General features: G+C 37.2%; 17 protein-coding genes and 1 pseudogene. 8 read left to right on the forward strand and 10 right to left on the reverse strand.

Going from position 1 to position 20,133, the window contains the following annotated elements:
- Positions 1 to 2 precede the first annotated feature (2 nt).
- The 3 genes from sthA (at position 3) to speB (ending at position 4,636) form a co-directional block, all read left to right on the forward strand.
- Positions 3 to 1,433, forward strand: a complete 1,431-nt coding sequence (gene sthA, locus ACR30L_RS13530; protein ID WP_435234775.1) for a Si-specific NAD(P)(+) transhydrogenase — start codon at positions 3 to 5, stop codon at positions 1,431 to 1,433.
- A gap of 275 nt (positions 1,434 to 1,708) precedes the next feature.
- Positions 1,709 to 3,622 carry a biosynthetic arginine decarboxylase gene (gene speA, locus ACR30L_RS13535; protein WP_435234776.1) on the forward strand — a complete coding sequence of 638 codons (1,914 nt, stop codon included), beginning with the start codon at positions 1,709 to 1,711 and terminating at the stop codon, positions 3,620 to 3,622.
- An 84-nt stretch (positions 3,623 to 3,706) separates the two neighbouring features.
- A complete protein-coding gene (gene speB, locus ACR30L_RS13540) occupies positions 3,707 to 4,636 on the forward strand; it encodes an agmatinase (RefSeq protein WP_435234777.1) in 930 nt (309 codons plus the stop codon).
- 31 nt (positions 4,637 to 4,667) lie between these two features.
- Here speB and ACR30L_RS13545 read toward each other — a convergent pair whose 3' ends face one another.
- The gene (locus ACR30L_RS13545) at positions 4,668 to 5,126 is read right to left on the reverse strand and encodes a GyrI-like domain-containing protein (RefSeq protein ID WP_435234778.1); all 459 of its coding nucleotides are present in this window, start codon (positions 5,124 to 5,126) and stop codon (positions 4,668 to 4,670) included.
- A gap of 8 nt (positions 5,127 to 5,134) precedes the next feature.
- Positions 5,135 to 5,548, reverse strand: a complete 414-nt coding sequence (locus ACR30L_RS13550) for a GFA family protein (RefSeq protein WP_435234779.1) — start codon at positions 5,546 to 5,548, stop codon at positions 5,135 to 5,137.
- A 344-nt stretch (positions 5,549 to 5,892) separates the two neighbouring features.
- Between ACR30L_RS13550 and ACR30L_RS13555 the strand changes: the two genes are divergently transcribed.
- Positions 5,893 to 7,488: a diguanylate cyclase domain-containing protein gene (locus ACR30L_RS13555; protein WP_435234780.1), complete on the forward strand. Its 1,596-nt coding sequence runs from the start codon at positions 5,893 to 5,895 to the stop codon at positions 7,486 to 7,488.
- Between the two features lie 32 nt (positions 7,489 to 7,520).
- Here the strand turns inward: ACR30L_RS13555 and ACR30L_RS13560 are convergent, their stop codons facing one another.
- The 4 genes from ACR30L_RS13560 to ACR30L_RS13575 all read right to left on the reverse strand — a co-directional run bounded on the left by ACR30L_RS13560 (position 7,521) and on the right by ACR30L_RS13575 (position 10,314).
- Complete coding sequence (locus tag ACR30L_RS13560) at positions 7,521 to 7,931, reverse strand: cytidine deaminase (RefSeq protein ID WP_435234781.1); 411 nt, start codon at positions 7,929 to 7,931, stop codon at positions 7,521 to 7,523.
- A gap of 17 nt (positions 7,932 to 7,948) precedes the next feature.
- Positions 7,949 to 8,434 carry a GNAT family N-acetyltransferase gene (locus ACR30L_RS13565; protein WP_435234782.1) on the reverse strand — a complete coding sequence of 162 codons (486 nt, stop codon included), beginning with the start codon at positions 8,432 to 8,434 and terminating at the stop codon, positions 7,949 to 7,951.
- Between the two features lie 84 nt (positions 8,435 to 8,518).
- Positions 8,519 to 9,658, reverse strand: coding sequence for a DUF2914 domain-containing protein (locus ACR30L_RS13570; RefSeq protein ID WP_435234783.1), 1,140 nt, complete (start codon positions 9,656 to 9,658; stop codon positions 8,519 to 8,521).
- 242 nt (positions 9,659 to 9,900) lie between these two features.
- Positions 9,901 to 10,314, reverse strand: a complete 414-nt coding sequence (locus tag ACR30L_RS13575) for a GNAT family N-acetyltransferase (RefSeq protein WP_435234784.1) — start codon at positions 10,312 to 10,314, stop codon at positions 9,901 to 9,903.
- Positions 10,315 to 10,798: 484 nt separating this feature from the next.
- Between ACR30L_RS13575 and ACR30L_RS13580 the strand changes: the two genes are divergently transcribed.
- The 4 genes and pseudogenes from ACR30L_RS13580 (at position 10,799) to ACR30L_RS13595 (ending at position 15,865) form a co-directional block, all read left to right on the forward strand.
- A complete protein-coding gene (locus tag ACR30L_RS13580; RefSeq protein WP_435234785.1) occupies positions 10,799 to 11,836 on the forward strand; it encodes an IS110 family transposase in 1,038 nt (345 codons plus the stop codon).
- 216 nt (positions 11,837 to 12,052) lie between these two features.
- Positions 12,053 to 12,361: pseudogene (locus tag ACR30L_RS13585) on the forward strand (transposase); the annotation flags it as partial.
- A gap of 331 nt (positions 12,362 to 12,692) precedes the next feature.
- Complete coding sequence (locus ACR30L_RS13590; protein WP_435234786.1) at positions 12,693 to 13,682, forward strand: LLM class flavin-dependent oxidoreductase; 990 nt, start codon at positions 12,693 to 12,695, stop codon at positions 13,680 to 13,682.
- A 305-nt stretch (positions 13,683 to 13,987) separates the two neighbouring features.
- Positions 13,988 to 15,865: a methyl-accepting chemotaxis protein gene (locus ACR30L_RS13595; protein WP_435234787.1), complete on the forward strand. Its 1,878-nt coding sequence runs from the start codon at positions 13,988 to 13,990 to the stop codon at positions 15,863 to 15,865.
- On the opposite strand, the gene ACR30L_RS13600 is transcribed toward ACR30L_RS13595, so the two are convergent.
- The 4 genes from ACR30L_RS13600 to ACR30L_RS13615 form a co-directional block, all read right to left on the reverse strand.
- Positions 15,862 to 16,371 carry a flavodoxin family protein gene (locus ACR30L_RS13600; RefSeq protein ID WP_435234788.1) on the reverse strand — a complete coding sequence of 170 codons (510 nt, stop codon included), beginning with the start codon at positions 16,369 to 16,371 and terminating at the stop codon, positions 15,862 to 15,864. The genes ACR30L_RS13595 and ACR30L_RS13600 overlap by 4 nt on opposite strands.
- A gap of 21 nt (positions 16,372 to 16,392) precedes the next feature.
- Positions 16,393 to 17,028: a LysE family translocator gene (locus tag ACR30L_RS13605; RefSeq protein WP_435234789.1), complete on the reverse strand. Its 636-nt coding sequence runs from the start codon at positions 17,026 to 17,028 to the stop codon at positions 16,393 to 16,395.
- Between the two features lie 95 nt (positions 17,029 to 17,123).
- Entirely contained in the window at positions 17,124 to 18,146 is a 1,023-nt protein-coding gene (locus ACR30L_RS13610) for a sugar kinase (protein WP_435234790.1), read from the reverse strand.
- A 270-nt stretch (positions 18,147 to 18,416) separates the two neighbouring features.
- A complete protein-coding gene (locus tag ACR30L_RS13615) occupies positions 18,417 to 20,132 on the reverse strand; it encodes a SulP family inorganic anion transporter (protein ID WP_435234791.1) in 1,716 nt (571 codons plus the stop codon).
- Between the last annotated feature and the right edge of the window lies 1 nt (position 20,133).

Below are 20,133 nucleotides of genomic sequence, written 5' to 3' on the forward strand. Positions count from 1 at the left end.
CTATGCCAACAGATCAAGAAACCATTAATCCACCAGAACATTACGATTATGATGCCATTGTTATTGGTACCGGACCTGGAGGCGAAGGCGCGGCAATGAAATTAGCTAAGGGGGGATTGCGAATTGCCGTTATTGAAAAGTACAAAGACATTGGCGGTGGTTGTACGCATTGGGGAACGATTCCTTCAAAGGCATTAAGACACAGTGTGAGTCAATTGATTGAGTTAAAAAACAACTCATTATTTCTGAATAACTATCCACAAAATAAAACCTTTACCTTTAAAGATGTGTTACGTCATAGCCAGCAAGTGATTGCCAAACAAGTGACCATGCGCAGTGGGTTTTACAATCGCAATAATTGTAATTTGTATTTCGGCAAAGCGACATTTGTAAACAAACATACTATTTTAATCACTCGCGGCGATGGTAGTTCGGAAGAAATAACCGCAAAAAATATTATCATCGCAACAGGTTCAAGACCCTACCATCCTGAGGATATTGATTTTGAAGCTGCGAATATTTATGACAGCGACACCATTTTATCCTTAGATTATCATCCTCAACATATTGTGATTTATGGCGCGGGGGTTATCGGTTGTGAGTATGCTTCTATATTCAGAGGATTAGGTGTCAAAACTGACTTAGTTAATACCCGTGATCGTTTATTATCATTTCTGGATGCTGAAATGTCCGATGCCCTTTCCTATCACTTTAGAAATTCCGGTATGATCCTTCGTCACGATGAAGAATATGAAAAAGTAGAAAGCACAGCAAACGGCGTTGTTATTCATTTTAAATCGGGGAAAAAAATGAAAGCCAGCTGCCTACTCTATGCAAATGGTCGTACCGGTAATACGGATAAATTAGCACTCGATAATGTTGGGTTAAACCCAGATAGTCGTGGTCAACTTGCTATTAATGAGCATTATCAAACTGAAGTAGATAATATTTATGCGATAGGTGATGTGATTGGTTACCCGAGTTTAGCGAGTGCAGCCTATGACCAAGGCCGTGTTGCCGCACACTTTATTCTGTGTCGTGAGGGTAAGAAAAAACTGATTAAAGATATTCCTACCGGTATTTATACCATTCCAGAAATAAGCTCCGTCGGTAAGACTGAACAAATGCTAACCCAACAAAAAGTCCCCTACGAAGTTGGCCGTGCTCAGTTTAAAGACCTAGCAAGATCACAAATTTTAGGATCCGATGTCGGCAGTCTGAAAATCCTTTTCCATCGCGACACAAAAGAGATTTTAGGCATTCATTGCTTTGGTGAACGCGCAGCGGAAATCATACATATCGGTCAGGCAATTATGGAACAAAAAGGCAAAGCAAATACTATTGAGTATTTTGTAAAAACGACATTCAATTATCCAACCATGGCCGAGGCTTATCGAGTGGCGGCATTAAATGGTTTAAACAGACTATTTTAAACCGCACATCACGCTCAACGAAGACGTTCTTATTTCATTGATAAGTTCGTCTTTTCCTCTTTTTATTATCGCTTAATTTATCTCCCTTGCTCCTCTAGCCGGCATGTTTACTAATGTTAACTTTTAGTTATCGTCACCAATAAATTATTTTGTTGGACTTTATTTTATCGATTGTTTAAAAAGCGCCCAACCGAACGAGTATAAACTTATTTTGCTTCTTAGACGGTTAATTAACAAAAATTTACCGCCTATTTTTTATGCATTGGAATTAAAAGATGAAACAAGTTAAAGATTTAGAAAGTGTGCGTGCTAACTATAATGTACGTCATTGGAGCCAAGGGTTTTATGGCATAAATGATTCAGGTGAAGTCTATGTCTCACCAACGCCCGATCATCCTGACTACCAAATTCCATTAGGGGATATCGCACAAAAAATTCAACAACAAGGTCTTACTTTGCCCGCTTTGGTGCGCTTTCCGCAAATCTTACACCATCGCGTTCACAGTATTTGTAAAGCTTTTAATCAAGCGATTGAAAGCTATCAATACGATGAAAAATATTTATTAGTCTATCCCATTAAAGTAAATCAACAAAAAGAAGTCGTTGATGGTTTATTAGCAAGCCAACATAACAGTGAAGTCAAACAATTAGGATTAGAAGCCGGCAGTAAAGCAGAGTTGCTAACGGTATTAGCGTTGGCACAAAAAGCAAGCTCAGTCATTATTTGTAATGGCTATAAAGACATTGAATATATTCGTCTTGCATTAATCGGCGAAAAATTAGGCCATAAAGTTCACCTCGTCTTAGAAAAAATGTCTGAACTTGAAATGGTGTTGTCTGAAGCTGCTAAATTAAATGTAAAACCACGTTTAGGTTTACGTGTACGTTTAGCTTCTCAAGGCAAAGGTAAATGGCAAGCAAGTGGTGGAGAGAAATCGAAATTTGGTTTATCAGCATCACAGGTCCTGACCGTGCTAGACACATTAAAAAAACATAATAAAATTGATGCCTTACAACTGGTACATTTTCATCTCGGCTCGCAGATGGCTGATATTAGAGATGTGCGTAAAGGTGTCAGTGAAGCGGCTCGTTTTTACTGTGAACTGCGACAATTAGGTGCGCAACTATCTTGCATGGATGTGGGCGGTGGTTTAGCTGTCGATTATGAAGGCACACGCAGTCATTCATCCAATTCGATGAATTACAGTTTAGCGGAATATGCAAATAACATTGTTTTTACCATTGGTGATATTTGCAAATTATATAATCAACCAATGCCGATGATTATTTCAGAATCAGGGCGAGCATTAACTGCCCATCATGCGGTGTTAATCTCAAATGTAATTGGAGCCGAATCCTATGCACCTGAAACATTAGCAGCACCAGAGGAGGGAGCACCGTTAATATTAAACAATATGTGGAAATCATGGCAACAATTGAATCTACATAATGATGATCGGGCATTAATTGAAATTTATCATGATTGCCAAAGTGATTTAGCTGAAGTACATAGCCAATTTGCAATGGGGCTTGTCAACCTGCATCAACGTGCTTGGGCTGAACAATTAAACTTACGCTTGTGTTACGAATTAAACCAATTAATGGATGTAAAAAATCGTTTTCATCGCCCGATTATTGATGATTTAACCAATAAACTAGCGGATAAGTTATTTGTGAACTTCTCACTCTTTCAATCACTCCCCGATGCATGGGGGATTGATCAAGTATTTCCCGTTTTACCATTAACAGGATTAGAAAGAAGTCACGAACGCCGTGCTATTTTATTAGATATCACCTGTGATTCCGATGGTATTGTGGACCATTACGTTGATGGACAAGGTATTGAAACAACTTTACCTGTACCTGATTGGTCTGCTGATCAAGAATACCTAATGGGCTTTTTCTTGGTCGGCGCTTATCAAGAAATACTAGGTGGCATGCACAATTTATTTGGCGACACACACAGTGTGGTTGTCACCCTCAATGAGTCAGGGGAAGCTGAGATAAATGAAATAAATGAAGGTGACACCGTCGAAGATATGCTTAACTATGTACATCTAGATGTAGCCGACTTTCGAAAAACCTATGAAGAATTAGTGTCGGCTAAACTGCCTACAGACCAACAGCAAAGCATATTAAAAGAATTACATGCAGGTTTAAGCGGTTACACTTATTTGGAAGATTTATAAATACTTAGGAAATTTTAGATAGTTATCAATAAGGGCTTTCAAGATAGCTTGAGAGCCATATTTACTTTTATGAAGGAACAATCAATGCCCCATGTATTTGAACAATCTGATTTCTCTTTATATTCCAATGCCATGACCTTTTTACGTCAACCGTTGGTACAGAATCCAGTTAATGCGGATGCTGATATTGTTGTATTAGGTATTCCCTTTGATATGGCAACATCTGGACGCTCAGGAGCACGTTTAGGACCCGATGCTATTCGTCGTGCATCGGTAAATTTAGCGTGGGAAGCACATCGTTTTCCTTGGCAATTCAACCTACTGAAATATACTAAAATTATTGATGCGGGTGATTTAATCTTCAGCAGTGGTGATTCCCGTGAATTTTGCAACAACCTAGAATCCGCCGCTGATCAAATTTTAGCAAGTGGTAAAACCATAATGGGTTTAGGTGGCGATCATTTTGTCACATTGCCTTTATTACGTGCACACAATAAAAAATACGGCAAAATGGCCTTGATCCATTTCGATGCACATACAGATACATACAGTAACGGTAGTCAATATGACCATGGCACCATGTTTTATCATGCCCCAAAGGAAGGTTTAATTGATGCAGATAAATCTGTACAAATCGGCATTCGCACCGAATATAAACACCAAAACCATCGTTTTAATGTTATCGATGCAGCACAAGCAAACGATTTATCGGTTGCAGAAATCGTTGCATCAATACGCACGACCGTTGGTGATTTACCAATTTATTTAACCTTTGATATTGATTGCCTAGATCCTGCTTTTGCACCGGGCACAGGAACCCCTGTCTGTGGAGGTTTAAGTACCGATAAAATACTAAAGATCATTCGTGGATTAGATAATTTAAATATCGTAGGTATGGATGTCGTCGAAGTGTCGCCGGCTTACGATCAAAGTGAAATAACCGCCCTTGCAGGCGCGACTATTGCACTGGACTTAATGTATTTATGGACATTACAAAACAAAATTAACAAATAACCCAAAATTGATTATTTGAATCTGAAAAACTTTATAGAACAGAGATATAAACGTTTATATCCTGTTCGTTTTCGTAATGTTCATAATCTACCTGATAAGCCCGTTTAAATTCACTATTTTGATCATTGAAGTAAGTCCAGACAGCCCCCCAACATGCAATAACCGCTTCAATACGTGCCGCTTCAGTATTCGTCAAAGCACGTTCCGAAAACATTAAATAACGTCCACTCGGAATAACCACTGACTTTAACTGAGGAGCAAATTTTTCACTACCAGCCAGAACGTCAAATTTACCCGTCACATCGGATTCATATTGATAATAAACGCCGTAAACCCGCTCACCATTTTGATAATCAACATCAACTTCCTGATCAAAACGATGCCAAAGCTGACCTAATTTTGCATTATCAGGATCCATTTCTTCGGTATTACTCGTCCGAACTGAAAGGCCATAAATGGTCTTATTTTTTGTTACATTTATTATTTGCATGCTCAACCTTAACGTTGTTTTTCAGCCGTTTTAATGCCATCAGGAATTTGTACCCATCCTAATTTTTCACTCGTCCAAACATGTATTTTAGGTTCAAATAATGACTCAGATTCCTTATCAACGGGTTTTAATTTAAGTTTAATTGAATCAGGTTGCTCCGGATTAAATTGATAAATACGTGTGCCGCAGTTTGAGCAGAAATAGCCACTATTTTTATTTCCGCTATCGGCAATCCGAGTCCAGTGCTTCATTTCACCGGTAAACTCTATTGCTTTGGTTGGCACAATTGCCGTTATACTGTAGGCACTTGTCGATAGTTTTTGACATTCTTTGCAATGACAAGCGATCACATTTTGTGGTGTTTCAAACAGTTTATAAGTAACCTGGCCACATTGACATGACGCGTTAATTGGAAAATTCATTGGCATTATCCTTATAAAATAACTCAATAATATAAATAAAAAATTTATCCCTATTACTAATCAAGCCACAATGTTAAAAATTGTTCAACGGTTTTATTAAATTGCCATCACGTTTAGCTAACAATAACAAATTCAACGGTGTTAAGTTTGTGACGTTTTTAATCAACACGACAAATTTAACGTATCACTTAGATATTAGTAATATAGCTGGATTCAGTTCCCAATAATACTAAAACAGGCTAGAATCACTGTGTTACTTTACCCATTGAATAATTGAATAATTGAATTAATTTATTATCTATCCATATCACATTCTATTATCAGCATTGGACAAACTTATCCCTATGAAACTCAGACATTTACTTGTTTTTACTTTTTGCCTGATTGTTATTATTCCAATGACATTATTTTGGGTTTGGCCATATTCAAAAGCCTTAGACTCAGAATTACAAGAGGTTAGCCAAAAACACTTAGTTATTGCAAAAAATATTTCCGCTGCTTTTGAACGGTACTATCAAGATGTGACGGGCATTTTTTCAATTGTCGATACCCAATCTGATCATCAACTAAACTCCCCTACTTTTCGCAAACTCCTTCAAAGCTATAACTTCATCACCGTTGTATTAATCGATCATCAAGGGCATTTAAAGCAATGCCTATTCCACACAAAGTCAAATTGCCTCACGGAGGTACCTAAACATATTACCGACCTGGCCATCAAGACAGAGGTCGAAGGAAAAATAGCCATTTCAACGGTAACTGAAGATAAAAATATAAATAGTGGTCCCATCATGCTGGTTGTTAAACATGAACAAGACGATATATTATTGGCGTATCTTTCAACTAAATATATTATCGAAATGGGTGAAAGAGTCGCTTTTGGTGAAAAAGGACATGCTGCGATTGTCGATCAAGCAGGAAATGTATTAGCGCATCCACTGCCTTCTTGGATACAAGAAAGAAAAAATATAGCAAAGATCAGTGCCGTTCAAAAAATGATGGCAGGCCAAACTGGCGTAGAAAAATTTTACTCGCCGGCGTTAAAAGGTGACATGATTGCAGGCTATACCCATGTCGAGCATGCAAACTGGGGGGTTATGGTTCCTCAGCCGATTAAAGAACTCGAAGAAAAAGCATATGCAATTGACCAAACCGCCATTCTAGTGATGTTACTGGGACTAGGACTCGCTTTTTTAATTGCTATTCCATTTTCATTTATTTTAATTAAACCCTTAGAAAACTTATCGAAAACGATTAAATTAATTGAAAAGGGAGATCCAAATGTCATTTTAAAATGGAAATTATCAAAACTTGTCCCATTAGAAATAAGGGATCTCAAAACCTCTTTTTCTAATATGATGAAAAATATTGAAACAAATAAAAAAGAAATTTCAAAGTTAGCCTATTTTGACGCTAACACAAATCTCCCCAATCGAAATTACTTCTATAAACTATCCAATAAAGCCTTATCTGAGATGTTAGAAAAAAATCAAAAAGGCGCACTCGTTTTTATTGATTTTGATGATTTTAAAGCAGTGAACGATACTTACGGACATCGTGTTGGTGATGAATTATTATCTGAATTTGGAAAAAAACTAAGTGTCTACTTATCCCTTAAGGGGCAAAACCAAGAAACCACTTCATTTGAGACACCGCTTCCTAAGATAATACCTGCACGGCTAGCTGGCGATGAATTTATTCTTTTAATACAGGACATAAAAAACCAACAGGAAGTTGAATCAATCGTTGAAAACCTATTTATTAAACTCTTTTGCGAATATAAATTATTTAATGAAATCGAAATTCATTTAACAGGTAGTGCTGGCGTAGCACTATTTCCAAAACACGGCCTACAATATGATGAATTGATGAAACTAGCGGATATTGCGATGTATAAGGCTAAAACATCAGGAAAGAATAAAATACACTTTTCAAACTAAATCAGCTCAGTTCTGATACACAACAAAGCCAACTACAATACTTCATCATTCACCAACGACCAATGATGTGGCATTAATTCACGTAACGTTTTAAATTCAAGATGATTATCGGATGTTGTAATCGCAGCTAAAACATCGCCTCCCCAATGCACTAATCTTTCCTGACAAATACCGCAGGGCGATAAAATAAGATATTCACTATGTTCATCTTCGCGGCAAATACATAAGGAATGTGTAACGGCTTCATCTAATTTATGCGCTTCTAGATACGCCCCCACTTCCATACACAAGGATAAACCGTCATTTTTCACATCGGGTGCGACACTGACTAAAATTTTTCCCGAAGCAACACGTACGGCAGCTGCACCGCCCCAACCAGTCGGATAGCGTTTTTCAATCAACTCAACCGCTTTACTAAATAGCGCTGTACCTATTTCAGACATCGATCTTTCCTTCATCATTAAATACCGACTACGTTACTACGTCTTTCCATGAACACAACATCTCGCCAAACACCATCCATTTGTGCAAGTTTATCGCGAACACCTAACTGACGAAAACCATTGTTTTTATGTACCGCTAAACTGGCTACATTTTCAGGAAAGATAGCAGATTGCAACATCCAAATATTATGTTTTTCTGATTCGGCAATAAGCGCAGAAATTAATGACTGACCAACCCCCTTCCCCTTTGCTTCATTGGCAACATACAAGCTCACTTCAGCAACACCGGAATAAACTTCACGACTTGAAACGGGAGAAAGTGCGGCCCACCCCAATATGTCATTACGTGTAGCGGCAATTAATCGACAGGTAGGCAGCATCGAACTGTCCCATTCTTCCCAGGTTTTTACCGTATTTTGAAATGTTGCATTACGGTTATCAATGCCCTGTTGGTAAATACGCTGGACAGCTAAATAATCCCTTGGTTTAAATTCTCTAATCATTAAGTATTCAATATTCAATATTCAATATTCAATATTCAACTTAAGTCGATTCAAAACATGATTGTCATTAAAAACGACATATCATTAATAATTAAAGCGACTAACAGCCAAAACATCTCCCTGTTGATTTTTTAATGTAACACTCCAATCACCATGCGCATTCAAAGATATGCGTTTTGTTGAATAACTCCGCCAATAATTTGATCCAACGGTTACTTTAACGCGCGCTAATTCCTGGCCATTTAATTGCCAGACATAATAAAGCGTATCATTAATCAAATCATTAGCTTGGGAAAAGGCATATATTTTTGCAACGGGATTATTACCAAATTGAATATTGTTAATAGCGCCAACTGGCTCTCTATCTTTAATTCCTTCAACAAGCTGAAAACGCTTAATAGACGAAGAATATATCTCAGTCTTAATCCGAGTAAAAACAGCGTTATCGTTTTGTGCCTGTGTTGGTACAATAATTTCTAATGGTATATTCTTTTCACTTTTAACTTCAATCTCATCGGGTTGCTCAACAGGGGGGATTGGAATTAAATTAGGTTCAACTTTTTGTTTTTCTACCTGCAAAGCTGCTTCCAGTAAATTTGTATTTTCACGTTGTTGAATAGCATAAACAACTTTTTGAGCAACGTTCTCAGGCGAAGAATGGGTAACCGTCTCTTGCACGCCTTCATCAACATCTACACCTTCATCTACAGGTAGTGAATTAACTTCCGATATTGTTTTTGAAGTTTGTTTATCCGGTACCATCACTTCCTGCACAATCAAATCCGTACTCTCACTTTGATTAACAGAAGCATGACTTGGTTGCACAGAAAAGTTCTGACTTTCGAACCACACAAATAATAAGGCTAAAGAAACAAAACAGACGCCACAAAACCAAATGATCATTGATTTATTAGAAGACGATTGACTTTTTTTGACAGAGGGAACGACTATTTCTTCATTCTTTCCAGGCATCGAATAATCAGGTAATTCATCTAAGAAAAAAGGTTGGGTGGTCGTTTTTATATAAATCGGTGTATCTTCCAACAACTTTATATACTCACCTAACCCACCACTTTTTAAATTATTTAATTCACTTAATATCTTATTTCGATAAGAATTATCAAAGATCATTTTTTCAGTAGAAAGGTGAATATCAAACTCATTTTTAGCAATATATGCCAAAGTTTGAAGGTGTTTTTCATATGTCGGGTTTAAATAATCCATATATAGTATTTAATTCTTCCTGAATATTATTGATTCCATATCATATTCGTATTTATAACTTTTCCTCAAGGGCTAAGCAACTAATTTAAATGAGTTTTTTGTGCAAAATCTCAAAAAAACTGAACATTAATGAATATAGACAAATTGAGCATATTCAGGCATCTTCTGAGTGTTGACAAAATTAACTATTTCAACACAATTAAGCAGCATTAATTTCACCTCTATCCACGAAGCTGGTAAAATTAATTAATATCTTCACTTCGCTCTAACATCCAACATCGCTCATTATGCGTAAACCCGATATGTTGGTAATATTCTTTTGCGGCCGGTGCTGCCAACAATAGTAGAAAACATTTTGGGCCCAATTGCGCTTGAGTCGTAATTTGTAATTGTTTACCAATCCCCTGATATTGATAGTCTTCATCTACCGCTAAATCCGATAAATAACAACAAAAATGAAAGTCTGTCACACTGCGGGCAATCCCAACAAGATGGTTGCCGTCCCAGGCCGTGACAATCAAATTACTATTATCAAGCATTCCTAACATGCATTCTAAATCACCAACTGGACGACGCTCACCTAGGCTAGTACGTGTTAATAACTCGGTAAATTGCAATGCCGAAATGGTATGATTCACTTTATATTCAATTTTCATATATTAGTACTCTTGCCTTTGCTCATCGTCTTCCCAGACTTTATGACAAGGAATATTTCCTTTTACAATTTCACAAAAAACACAGCTCATTAATCCATCCTGACATACAAACCAATCCCAGTTCATCTTCAAATAGTCCCACAGATAATTTCTCCTATCAAGGACTTAACATGCACATTAAAATATCTATTGAATGCTTCAACCATGATATTTTTAAAATGGATAGAATCTTTGTAACTACTCAGGCCGTCGCCCTTTAAGCTTATTTCATCGTTGAAAAATGCTCATTTAAACCACTAAACTGCGCTTTTTCGCCTTGAACTAAGCATAAATGGCTTATCCCTGAGTATTTACACTCTATTTATGACAAAAATTCATGAAATTTTAAAGGGTGCTGAGTAGATAATTGGACTCCCCTACACCTTCATTAGCGTGTAGGGTAATATTATTGTTACCACACAAAAAATATTAAAGGAGTCCAATGATGGATAATACAAGAGTTGGTGTCGATTTAGCAAAAAGATTAATTCAAGTTTGTATTTATACAAACCAAAAAGTGCATTCAAATATTGAAATGACATCTGATGATTTTTTACTTTGGCTATTTCAACAAAAACCAACAACTATTATCTTTGAGGCTTGTAGTGGATCTAACTATTGGAAACAAAAGACGATTGAGGCAGGGCATGTTGCTTTATTGATTTCGGCCCAGTTAGTTTCTACAGTAAGGCAAACCCAGAAAACAGATAAAAATGATGCTTTAGCTATCATTCAAGCATCACAATTGGCTGATATTGGCTTTATTAACGGTAAGACGCATAAACAACAGCAGTTGCAGACAATGATGAAATTGAGAGATTTAGCAATAAAGCACCAAACCGCGCTTAAGAATCAGTTAATCGGTTTACTTGCGGAGTTTAATATTCATTCATATAGCCGAAATGGTGGGATAAAGTCAGCAGTAGCCAGTCTGCTTGAGGATGCTGAGAATGGCTTTACTTGTGAATGCAGAGCTGTCATTCGCGTTGCCTATGCTCATCTTGTTGCACAAGGAGAAGTCGTTGCTCAATACGATAAATATTCTCAGTGTTCAATTGATCAACACAAAGATTGTAAACGATTGTTAAAGCTAGAAGGTGTTGGACCAATTAATGCGATCAATTTATATATTGCACTTGGGTGTGGTGATATAGGCTTATTCAAAAAAGGTAAAGATGCATCTGCGTGCATAGGGTTAACACCAAAGCAATACTCGTCAGGTGGTGTAATAAAGCTTGGGGCAATCGGGAGTCGAGTTAAACATGGTAAGTTACGTAGCCAATTAATTGTTGGTGCCATGGCGGTTGTTTCTCATCTCGATAAAAGAGTACCTAAAACAAAAAAAGAATGTTGGCTCAAGGGGGTGATTGAACGCAAGGGAAAAAAATGTGCAGCCGTCGCCTTGGCAAATAAAACGGTTAGAACAGCTTTTGCGATGATAAAGCAAGGTACAGAATATAAAGCCGAGTTATTAGCGGCTTAAACAAGGTCCTCACAATAAAATGCAATAATGAAGATAAAAATCAGCATATTAATTCAGTTTGTGACTTAGAGCTTCGAGCTCGTTGAGTAGATTTGAAAATATGTTCGCGAAAATATCCTAGAGCCAGAGTTAGCTACTCATTGAGAGCTCGTACATAAGTTCGCATTAATTCTTCAAGTGTTCATTTTGTTGTTGACAAAGGGGGAGTCCACATAAGATGCATCTGCGTGCATAGGGTTAACACCAAAGCAATACTCGTCAGGTGGTGTAATAAAGCTTGGGGCAATCGGGAGTCGAGTTAAACATGGTAAGTTACGTAGCCAATTAATTGTTGGTGCCATGGCGGTTGTTTCTCATCTCGATAAAAGAGTACCTAAAACAAAAAAAGAATGTTGGCTCAAGGGGGTGATTGAACGCAAGGGAAAAAAATGTGCAGCCGTCGCCTTGGCAAATAAAACGGTTAGAACAGCTTTTGCGATGATAAAGCAAGGTACAGAATATAAAGCCGAGTTATTAGCGGCTTAAACAAGGTCCTCACAATAAAATGCAATAATGAAGATAAAAATCAGCATATTAATTCAGTTTGTGACTTAGAGCTTCGAGCTCGTTGAGTAGATTTGAAAATATGTTCGCGAAAATATCCTAGAGCCAGAGTTAGCTACTCATTGAGAGCTCGTACATAAGTTCGCATTAATTCTTCAAGTGTTCATTTTGTTGTTGACAAAGGGGGAGTCCACATAAGTTACGAATCTTTTAGTAGTGTTGTAAATCTAAAAATAAAAAACAGCAACCTTGAAATATGCATCAATTCCCCCATTTATATAACTACTCATCCAAATCACGGTAAGGTGTTATTTTGCTATCACATATTCCATTTTCACTATTAGAACTTGCACCTATGACCAAAGGGTCAACGGTTTCTGAAACATTGCAAAAAACGACCCGCTATGCTCAAAAAGCAGATCAACTTGGTTTTAATCGGTTTTGGTTAGCGGAGCATCATAATATGCCAGGTATTGTCTGTGCCGCGACATCCATTTTAATCGGGCAAGTTGCCGCAAACACAACACGAATTCGCATTGGTTCAGGTGGTGTTATGCTGCCAAATCACTCAACTTTAGTTGTAGCAGAACAGTTTGGTACGCTTGAAAGCTTATATCCTGGACGTATTGATTTAGGACTCGGCCGTGCCCCAGGTAGTGATCAATTAACCAGCCAAGCATTAAATGCGGATATACAGAGAGCAGATAACTTTCCTTCCGAAGTCAGCGAATTACAACAATTATTAGGCCCCTATAATGGTAAACGCCGTGTGAGAGCCATACCAGGAGAAGATACAAATGTGCCGATTTGGTTACTCGGCTCTAGCTTATTCAGCGCTAAGTTAGCAGCACAAAAAGGGTTACCCTACGTATTTGCAGGCCACTTTGCGCCGCGCCTTTTACAGGATGCGCTAGCCCTATATCGTCGAGAATTTAAACCATCAAACACCTTAGCTAAACCCTATTTTATGTTGGCGTTACCAGTTGTTGCTGCGGATACCGACGAACAAGCTCAATACTTATCAACGACATCTAAACAACGTGTCTTATCTCTACTACGAGGCCAACCATTATGGTTAGTACCGCCCGTCGAGACAATGGATGGACTTTGGAGTGAACAAGAAAAAGCACAAGTAAATGACTTTTTAAGTTTAAGTATCGTTGGTGGGCCCAAAAGTATTAAACACAAATTAAAAACAATTACGGAGCAACTCGGCGTAAATGAATTTATATTTACTAACGATTTATACGATAGCGAAGCGCGTCATCACGCCCTTGAAATTTTAATGGATATAAAAAATTAACCATCCAAACTCGATATTTATACCAATAAATTAAAACAGAAATATAATGCCAAATATTGCGCTATTCAAATAATTCTTTAAAACCACTTTTAATAGCGCATCATCAAAACATCAAGAACTAATTGAAAAATATATTTAAATTTTCCTCTTCCCATCTACCCCCTTCATTTTCGTCTAACGAATCAAACAGGTCGACTTGATTAGTTCAAAAAGTGTTCTAATGTATACAGTCGAGAGAATGAGATACGTTGAATAAATAAGTCAATAAAACTCATAATAAGAGCATAAAAGGAAACAAACGCAGAATGAAAAAGTTTAAATTACAAGTCCTTCTTGCACTAGGCGTCGTCGTGGCAGCAATTATATTAATTATCGCCATGTTAGATTTTTTCGCATTTAAGTCAGAAAGTATGACATTGAATAAACAAATACTGCGAGAAAAAAACTTAACCTTAGAAGCTGAATTAAAAGAAAAATTCATCAATTATAAAGACGTATTAGCATCTATCGACTTGAAAGAACATAAAATCAATAGTGACACCTTATCGCCACAAAATACTGCGAGTTTAACGGCTGTCTACAAAATTTTGAAAGAACGCTCCAATGGTGTCTATCTTTTTGATATATCAGGCGCGTCTTACAGAGCGAATGGAACAAATACAAATAAAAATTACAAGGGACGTAGTTATTACAATGCATTATTTAAAGATGGAAAAAGCTTTTATGTCGGTGCGCCTTATAACTATGACAAACCCGATAAAGAAGTTTCTCTTGCAATCTCCATCAAAGTGACACCAGAAATAGCGTTAATGACGACTATTCATTTAGATCGCTTTATAAACAATATAAAAACCAGAAAAGATTTATTTGTATATGCTGCAAATGGCACAATAATGGTTGCCCCTGAAGCATCAATTATTGGTAAGAAGATTAAAGATATTGAACCTGCTTTTGAAGATTTTAGCGATAAAAACCCAGAACTTTCCTACACAAGTAAAGAAAATGAAAAGCAAGTTGACTTAACAGCTTTCTGGGGGCACATGGACATTAATGGTTGGGAATATGTCACTGTAGTAAAAGACAAACTGATCAATAAAAGTGCAACTAGCCAATTAACATATTCCTTAATAATGGGCCTTATTTGCTTTATCATTGCTTGTCTTGTTTTATTGATTGCAATGCAAAAATTAGTATTGAAACCTGTTGGTGGCGCACCTGAAGATATTGCAACCTTGATGGAAAAAATGGCATCGGGAAACCTTAAACTTGAATTAGATACATCAGCAAAAAATACAGGGATTTATCGTTCTCTTGTTTCTTTTGTTTCTCAGCTCACACAATTCGTTAATAATTCGATTGGTATTTCAACCAGTGTTGCGTCTGCATCTGAAGAATTAAATGCGGTTATGAACGACACATTGAAAAATATGGAAAGTGAAAAATTACAGGTTGAATTGATATCAACAGCCATTAACGAACTATCGAGCACCTCTCAAGAAGTCAGCCGAAAAGCAGTGAATGCCGAAGAGGAAACAAAAAATAGCTTAGAAACCATTGATAACAGTAAAGTCACACTAGAAAAAAACATCAACTTAACCAATGAAATTAGCAATTCCGTTAACGAAACCGCGATGATGGTAGATGAGTTAAGAAAATTTTCTATCGATATTGGTACTGTTACTGACGTTATCAAGGGTATTTCAGAACAAACCAACTTACTTGCATTAAATGCAGCTATCGAAGCTGCTCGTGCAGGAGAAGCGGGTCGAGGATTTGCCGTTGTTGCCGATGAAGTCAGAGCCTTAGCATCTAAAACACAATCATCGACAATAAGTATCCAAGACATTATTCAAAAATTACAGGCACAATCTGAAAAAGCCAGTGCGAACATGGTGCAGAATGTTAACTTAATTGAAGGGTCCGTTGAGCTTGCCGATCAAGTCAAAGCCTCCTTTGAAGATATTGCTAAAGCAATTAATGCCATTTCTGAAATTAATGCATTGGTCGCGACGGCTTCTATCGAGCAAACCAATGTAACCGAAGATATATCTAAAAATACAACGCAAGCCTATGACTTAGTTCAACAAAACGTCTCAGCGATTAATCAAACATTACAGGCAACAGAAGAATTAGCTAAATTAGCGCAAACTCAAAAAGACGATTTGAAATTCTTTAAAATTTAAAAAGAGGACATAACAGACTTAAAGGCTTTTACAGCAATATGATGTAACCCTTTTAAGTCTGTTTCATTTTGGATTGATGCATAGGTGATGCCTTTGTAGTCCATCTGTAAATACGCAGCGGTCAGTTCAAAGGGTTTGATAAAACACTCAGGATAGTGACAATCGTACCCGGTCGACAAAACCGACATCGACTTAGTTTTTAAACGCCTACCAAGTTCTTTCTCTATGGTTAACAAATCCGACAAACGATCAAAAAACACCTTCATTTGTGCAGACATGCAATACCAATATACTGGTGAAGCAAATACTAAATGTTCAAATTCACTTAACTTTTCTATCAGTGCAATATAATCATCATCTTTATTGTGATGAGCATAATCGTAAAATGAAAAATCATAATCACTAAGATTAAAAACAGTCGCACCGGATACCTGTGCAAATTGTTGAACTAATTGATGTGTGTTTCCATCCGTAATAGACGTTCCTAATATCACCGCGATTTTCAATACAGCTCCTATTGATAATAATTAGTGTGTATTTTTAACACTCAATAAACTGATTCCCATGCCAATAAACAAACCACCGCTTAATCGATGAAACCACTTCGCTCTCTTCGCATTAATTAATAAGCCTTTTGCACGTTGTGCTAAATATCCATACGTTGATAATGATAAAAATGAGAATGTCATAAAAATCAGTGTCATCACGATAAATTGTAAAGGAATAGGACGACTAACGTCTAAAAACTGTGGAAACAAAGCGGCAAAAAATAGTATCGGCTTAGGATTGGTCGCAGCAACAAATAGTCCTTCTTTAAAATAAGAAGTAAGTGAACGTTGTTGGATATTTTTCTGAACATCAGTGCCATCACAGACTTTTTTTGAAAAACGAATTTGACGAATACCAAGGTAAATTAGATACACGGCCCCTATTACTTTGACAACAATAAATAACGTCGCCGATGCCATTAATATCGCACTTAGGCCACTGATCGATAATGCCGACAAAAACATCAAACCAATAATATTGCCTAATGCGGAGATCATAACGACTTTAGTTCCCTTAGAAACGCCATTATAAATAGCTAAAAAAATAGCAGGCCCAGGACTAATAATGTAGAAAAATGAAACAAAAATATAGATAAGTAAAGTATGGTAATTCATCAATATTTCCTTTCACTCTAAGGCAAGGCAGCCGTACTTTCATCATCTATTTCCGGCAATGAAAGTACTTATACATTAACAACTAAAATGTGAAATTAACGACTCAAACGTGCATTACTGCCCTTTTGCATCGCATTACGGATCTCGGCTTCAGTAACTAAATTTAAATCACCACTGATTGATAATTTAAGTACGCTTGCAGCAATCGCAAACTCAATGGTTTCCTGCGGATCTAATTGTTCAACCATACCATGTACTAAGCCTGCACCAAATGCATCACCGGCTGCAACACCTTCCATTACATTCACATTATGTATTGGTGTATCGTAGAATGTGTCATTTTGGTACAAAATTGCCATCCAATCGCTTTGCTCGACCGAATTGATATTACGTAATACACTGGCTACCACTTTACAGTTTGGGTATCGTTTAGTGACTTCTTTCATGCCTTCACGGAAATCTTCTATTTGTTCAATACCGTGTGAAAGATCTCCATCAAATGCCTTAATACCTAGACACGCTTCAAAGTCTTCATCATTTGCAATACATACATCAACAAATGGCATTAATTTAGCCATAACAATTTGAGCTTGTTCTGGTTTCCACATTTTACCGCGATAGTTCATATCACACACAACGGTAATTTTATTGGCTTTACAGTACTCTAAAGCACTCTCTAATGCTGTTTCTAAATCTTTAGAAATAGCCGGGGTGATACCAGAAAAATAAAAGATACCCACTTCTTTTAATAGCACATCCCAATTAAATTCTGCACTGCTTGCCGTTGCAATAGAACTACCAGCACGGTCATAAACAACACCTGTACCGCGAACGCCATTACCTTTTTCAAAGAAGTACATACCTAATCGTGGACCACCACGCAATACATTACTTGTATCGACACCATATTTACGTAATGCCCCAATTGCGGCTTCACCTAATGGGTTTTCAGGTAATTTAGTTAAATACGCAGAATCATGGCCTAATTGCGCAAGAGAAACGGAAACATTCGCTTCTGCACCGCCGTAAGCTGCTTCAAAGGTGTCAGTTTGTACAATGCGTTCAAATGCAGACGGTTTTAGGCGTAACATCATTTCGCCAAATGTTAATACTTTCATTGGATCATCCTTTAACTCATGAGATTAGGCCAGATAAGCAATTTCATTTTTAGGGATACGGTGAAACTGACTCAATGACCAGCGCTCTGCAAATATACAAAGCTGAAATTAGAGTATGTACTTTACCAATCTATGAGTTAATTATCGACCTCTATTTGTATTATTAATTAAAAATAAATAGCCAATTAAAACATGATTGATTTCAAACAATGAATAGAAACTATTTAAGGGCGAGATCTTATTTTATTTCTGCGGATAAATAATATTCATTTACACTTTTATTTTAATTGACTGATAAGCAGTAAATTGATCCATATAAACATCCCCCGTTAGCATCTCTAAAAAATGACAATGTATTAATTTATCCATCACAGGGCCTTTCACTTCTGAAAGGTGTACGACAACATCACGCTCACTTAAGTCAGATATTATTTTTTTCAAGCTATCTAAGGCACTTACATCAACATCATTAACACCAGAACACATTAATATAAGATGTTTTGCTGCGGGAAACTGGGTAATATATTGCGGAATTTTATCTTCTAAATACTGCGCATTAACAAAATAAAGACTTTCATCAATCCGAATAGTAACAATATGAGAACTGGTTTCGACTTGATGACGCGCTATATTACGAAAATGTTGGCTATTCGGCATAAGCCCAACAATCGCAATATGGGGATGACTCGTGCGCATAATATAAAGAAATATTGCACTAACAACACCTAATACGATACCAATTTCAACATTAATCAGCAGAACACCTAGCACTGTAATTGTCATACTAAACCCATCTATTTTTGACTCTTTCCATACATTTAAAATAGCTTTAAAATCAATCAAAGAGGACACAGCAACAATAATAATTGCCGCTAATACCGATTGTGGAAGGGTTTCAAATAACGGTGTAAAGTAAAGTGCTGTTATGCTGATGCCGACAGCAGTAAGTGCACCTGCTAACGGTGTCGATGCCCCGGCATCAAAATTAACCACGGAGCGAGATAATCCACCTGTGACGGGGAAACCCGCACTAATAGCCGAAGCAATATTTGCTCCACTGAGTGCAATAAGCTCTTGATTAGCTGAAATTTTTTCTTTGCGTTTTGCCGCTAATGTTTGCCCAACGGAAGCTGATTCAACAAAACCAACCAAACTAATGATAATTGCAGCAGGGAGTAAGGTATAAAGATCAGTTAAACTAAAAGTGGGAACAGCAAGCACAGGTAATCCACTTGGAATCTGCCCAACAACCCGAACACCATCATGATTTAATTGGAAAAAACTGACAATAGCGATACATAGTAACATCACCATGACGGGTGATAATTTTACAATTTGCTTGGCGATATGACTCGCGATACCAATTTTCATCAAGCCTGCTGAAAGAAAACGACGACTCATTATTAATGCGATTAAACTCCCAAATCCGATACCCGCAGTATAAACATTGCTTGTAGGAACTTGTTGAATCAAATGAATAAGTAATTCAACCGCATTATCACCCTGTGCCGTCACACCTAATAAGTGCTTAGTTTGACTAATAATAATCAGTATGCCCGAAGCTGTCATAAAGCCAGATAAAACCGGATGACTAATAAAATGAGTCAAAAAACCAAGCCTAAAAATAGCCATAAACAATAAAACCATTCCAGATAACATTGCTAACAGGCTGGCACTATTAATATATTCAGGAGAGCCCATGGGATACATTTCAGTTAACGTTTCCATGGTCATCAGTGCAACAACCGCAACTGGGCCAACGGAAAGTGTTTTACTGGTACCAAGAATCGTATAAACCAATAGAGGTAAAATACTCGCATATAAGCCGTAAACAGGGGGCAACCCCGCCACCATTGCATAGGCTAAACTTTGCGGAATTAGCATTAAAGTGACAATAACAGCGGCAAGGCTATCCTGTGTGGCATCCCCCTGTCGATAATGAGGCAACCACTGGGTAATCGGCAAATAAGACAACATTTTATACATT

This window comes from Psychromonas saccharinae, assembly GCF_051201515.1.
In the GTDB taxonomy this organism is placed as follows: domain Bacteria; phylum Pseudomonadota; class Gammaproteobacteria; order Enterobacterales; family Psychromonadaceae; genus Psychromonas.

What these genes read in the sequence shown, in the direction of transcription:
- speB (WP_435234777.1), top strand. Translation starts at nt 3,707, where the DNA reads ATGCCCCATGTATTTGAACAATCTGATTTCTCTTTATATTCCAATGCC.
- ACR30L_RS13595 (WP_435234787.1), top strand. Translation starts at nt 13,988, where the DNA reads ATGAAAAAGTTTAAATTACAAGTCCTTCTTGCACTAGGCGTCGTCGTG.
- ACR30L_RS13570 (WP_435234783.1), bottom strand. Translation starts at nt 9,658, where the DNA reads ATGGATTATTTAAACCCGACATATGAAAAACACCTTCAAACTTTGGCA.
- sthA (WP_435234775.1), top strand. Translation starts at nt 3, where the DNA reads ATGCCAACAGATCAAGAAACCATTAATCCACCAGAACATTACGATTAT.
- speA (WP_435234776.1), top strand. Translation starts at nt 1,709, where the DNA reads ATGAAACAAGTTAAAGATTTAGAAAGTGTGCGTGCTAACTATAATGTA.
- ACR30L_RS13555 (WP_435234780.1), top strand. Translation starts at nt 5,893, where the DNA reads ATGAAACTCAGACATTTACTTGTTTTTACTTTTTGCCTGATTGTTATT.
- ACR30L_RS13550 (WP_435234779.1), bottom strand. Translation starts at nt 5,548, where the DNA reads ATGAATTTTCCAATTAACGCGTCATGTCAATGTGGCCAGGTTACTTAT.
- ACR30L_RS13575 (WP_435234784.1), bottom strand. Translation starts at nt 10,314, where the DNA reads ATGAAAATTGAATATAAAGTGAATCATACCATTTCGGCATTGCAATTT.
- ACR30L_RS13580 (WP_435234785.1), top strand. Translation starts at nt 10,799, where the DNA reads ATGGATAATACAAGAGTTGGTGTCGATTTAGCAAAAAGATTAATTCAA.
- ACR30L_RS13615 (WP_435234791.1), bottom strand. Translation starts at nt 20,132, where the DNA reads ATGTATAAAATGTTGTCTTATTTGCCGATTACCCAGTGGTTGCCTCAT.
- ACR30L_RS13545 (WP_435234778.1), bottom strand. Translation starts at nt 5,126, where the DNA reads ATGCAAATAATAAATGTAACAAAAAATAAGACCATTTATGGCCTTTCA.
- ACR30L_RS13560 (WP_435234781.1), bottom strand. Translation starts at nt 7,931, where the DNA reads ATGTCTGAAATAGGTACAGCGCTATTTAGTAAAGCGGTTGAGTTGATT.
- ACR30L_RS13605 (WP_435234789.1), bottom strand. Translation starts at nt 17,028, where the DNA reads ATGAATTACCATACTTTACTTATCTATATTTTTGTTTCATTTTTCTAC.
- ACR30L_RS13610 (WP_435234790.1), bottom strand. Translation starts at nt 18,146, where the DNA reads ATGAAAGTATTAACATTTGGCGAAATGATGTTACGCCTAAAACCGTCT.
- ACR30L_RS13565 (WP_435234782.1), bottom strand. Translation starts at nt 8,434, where the DNA reads ATGATTAGAGAATTTAAACCAAGGGATTATTTAGCTGTCCAGCGTATT.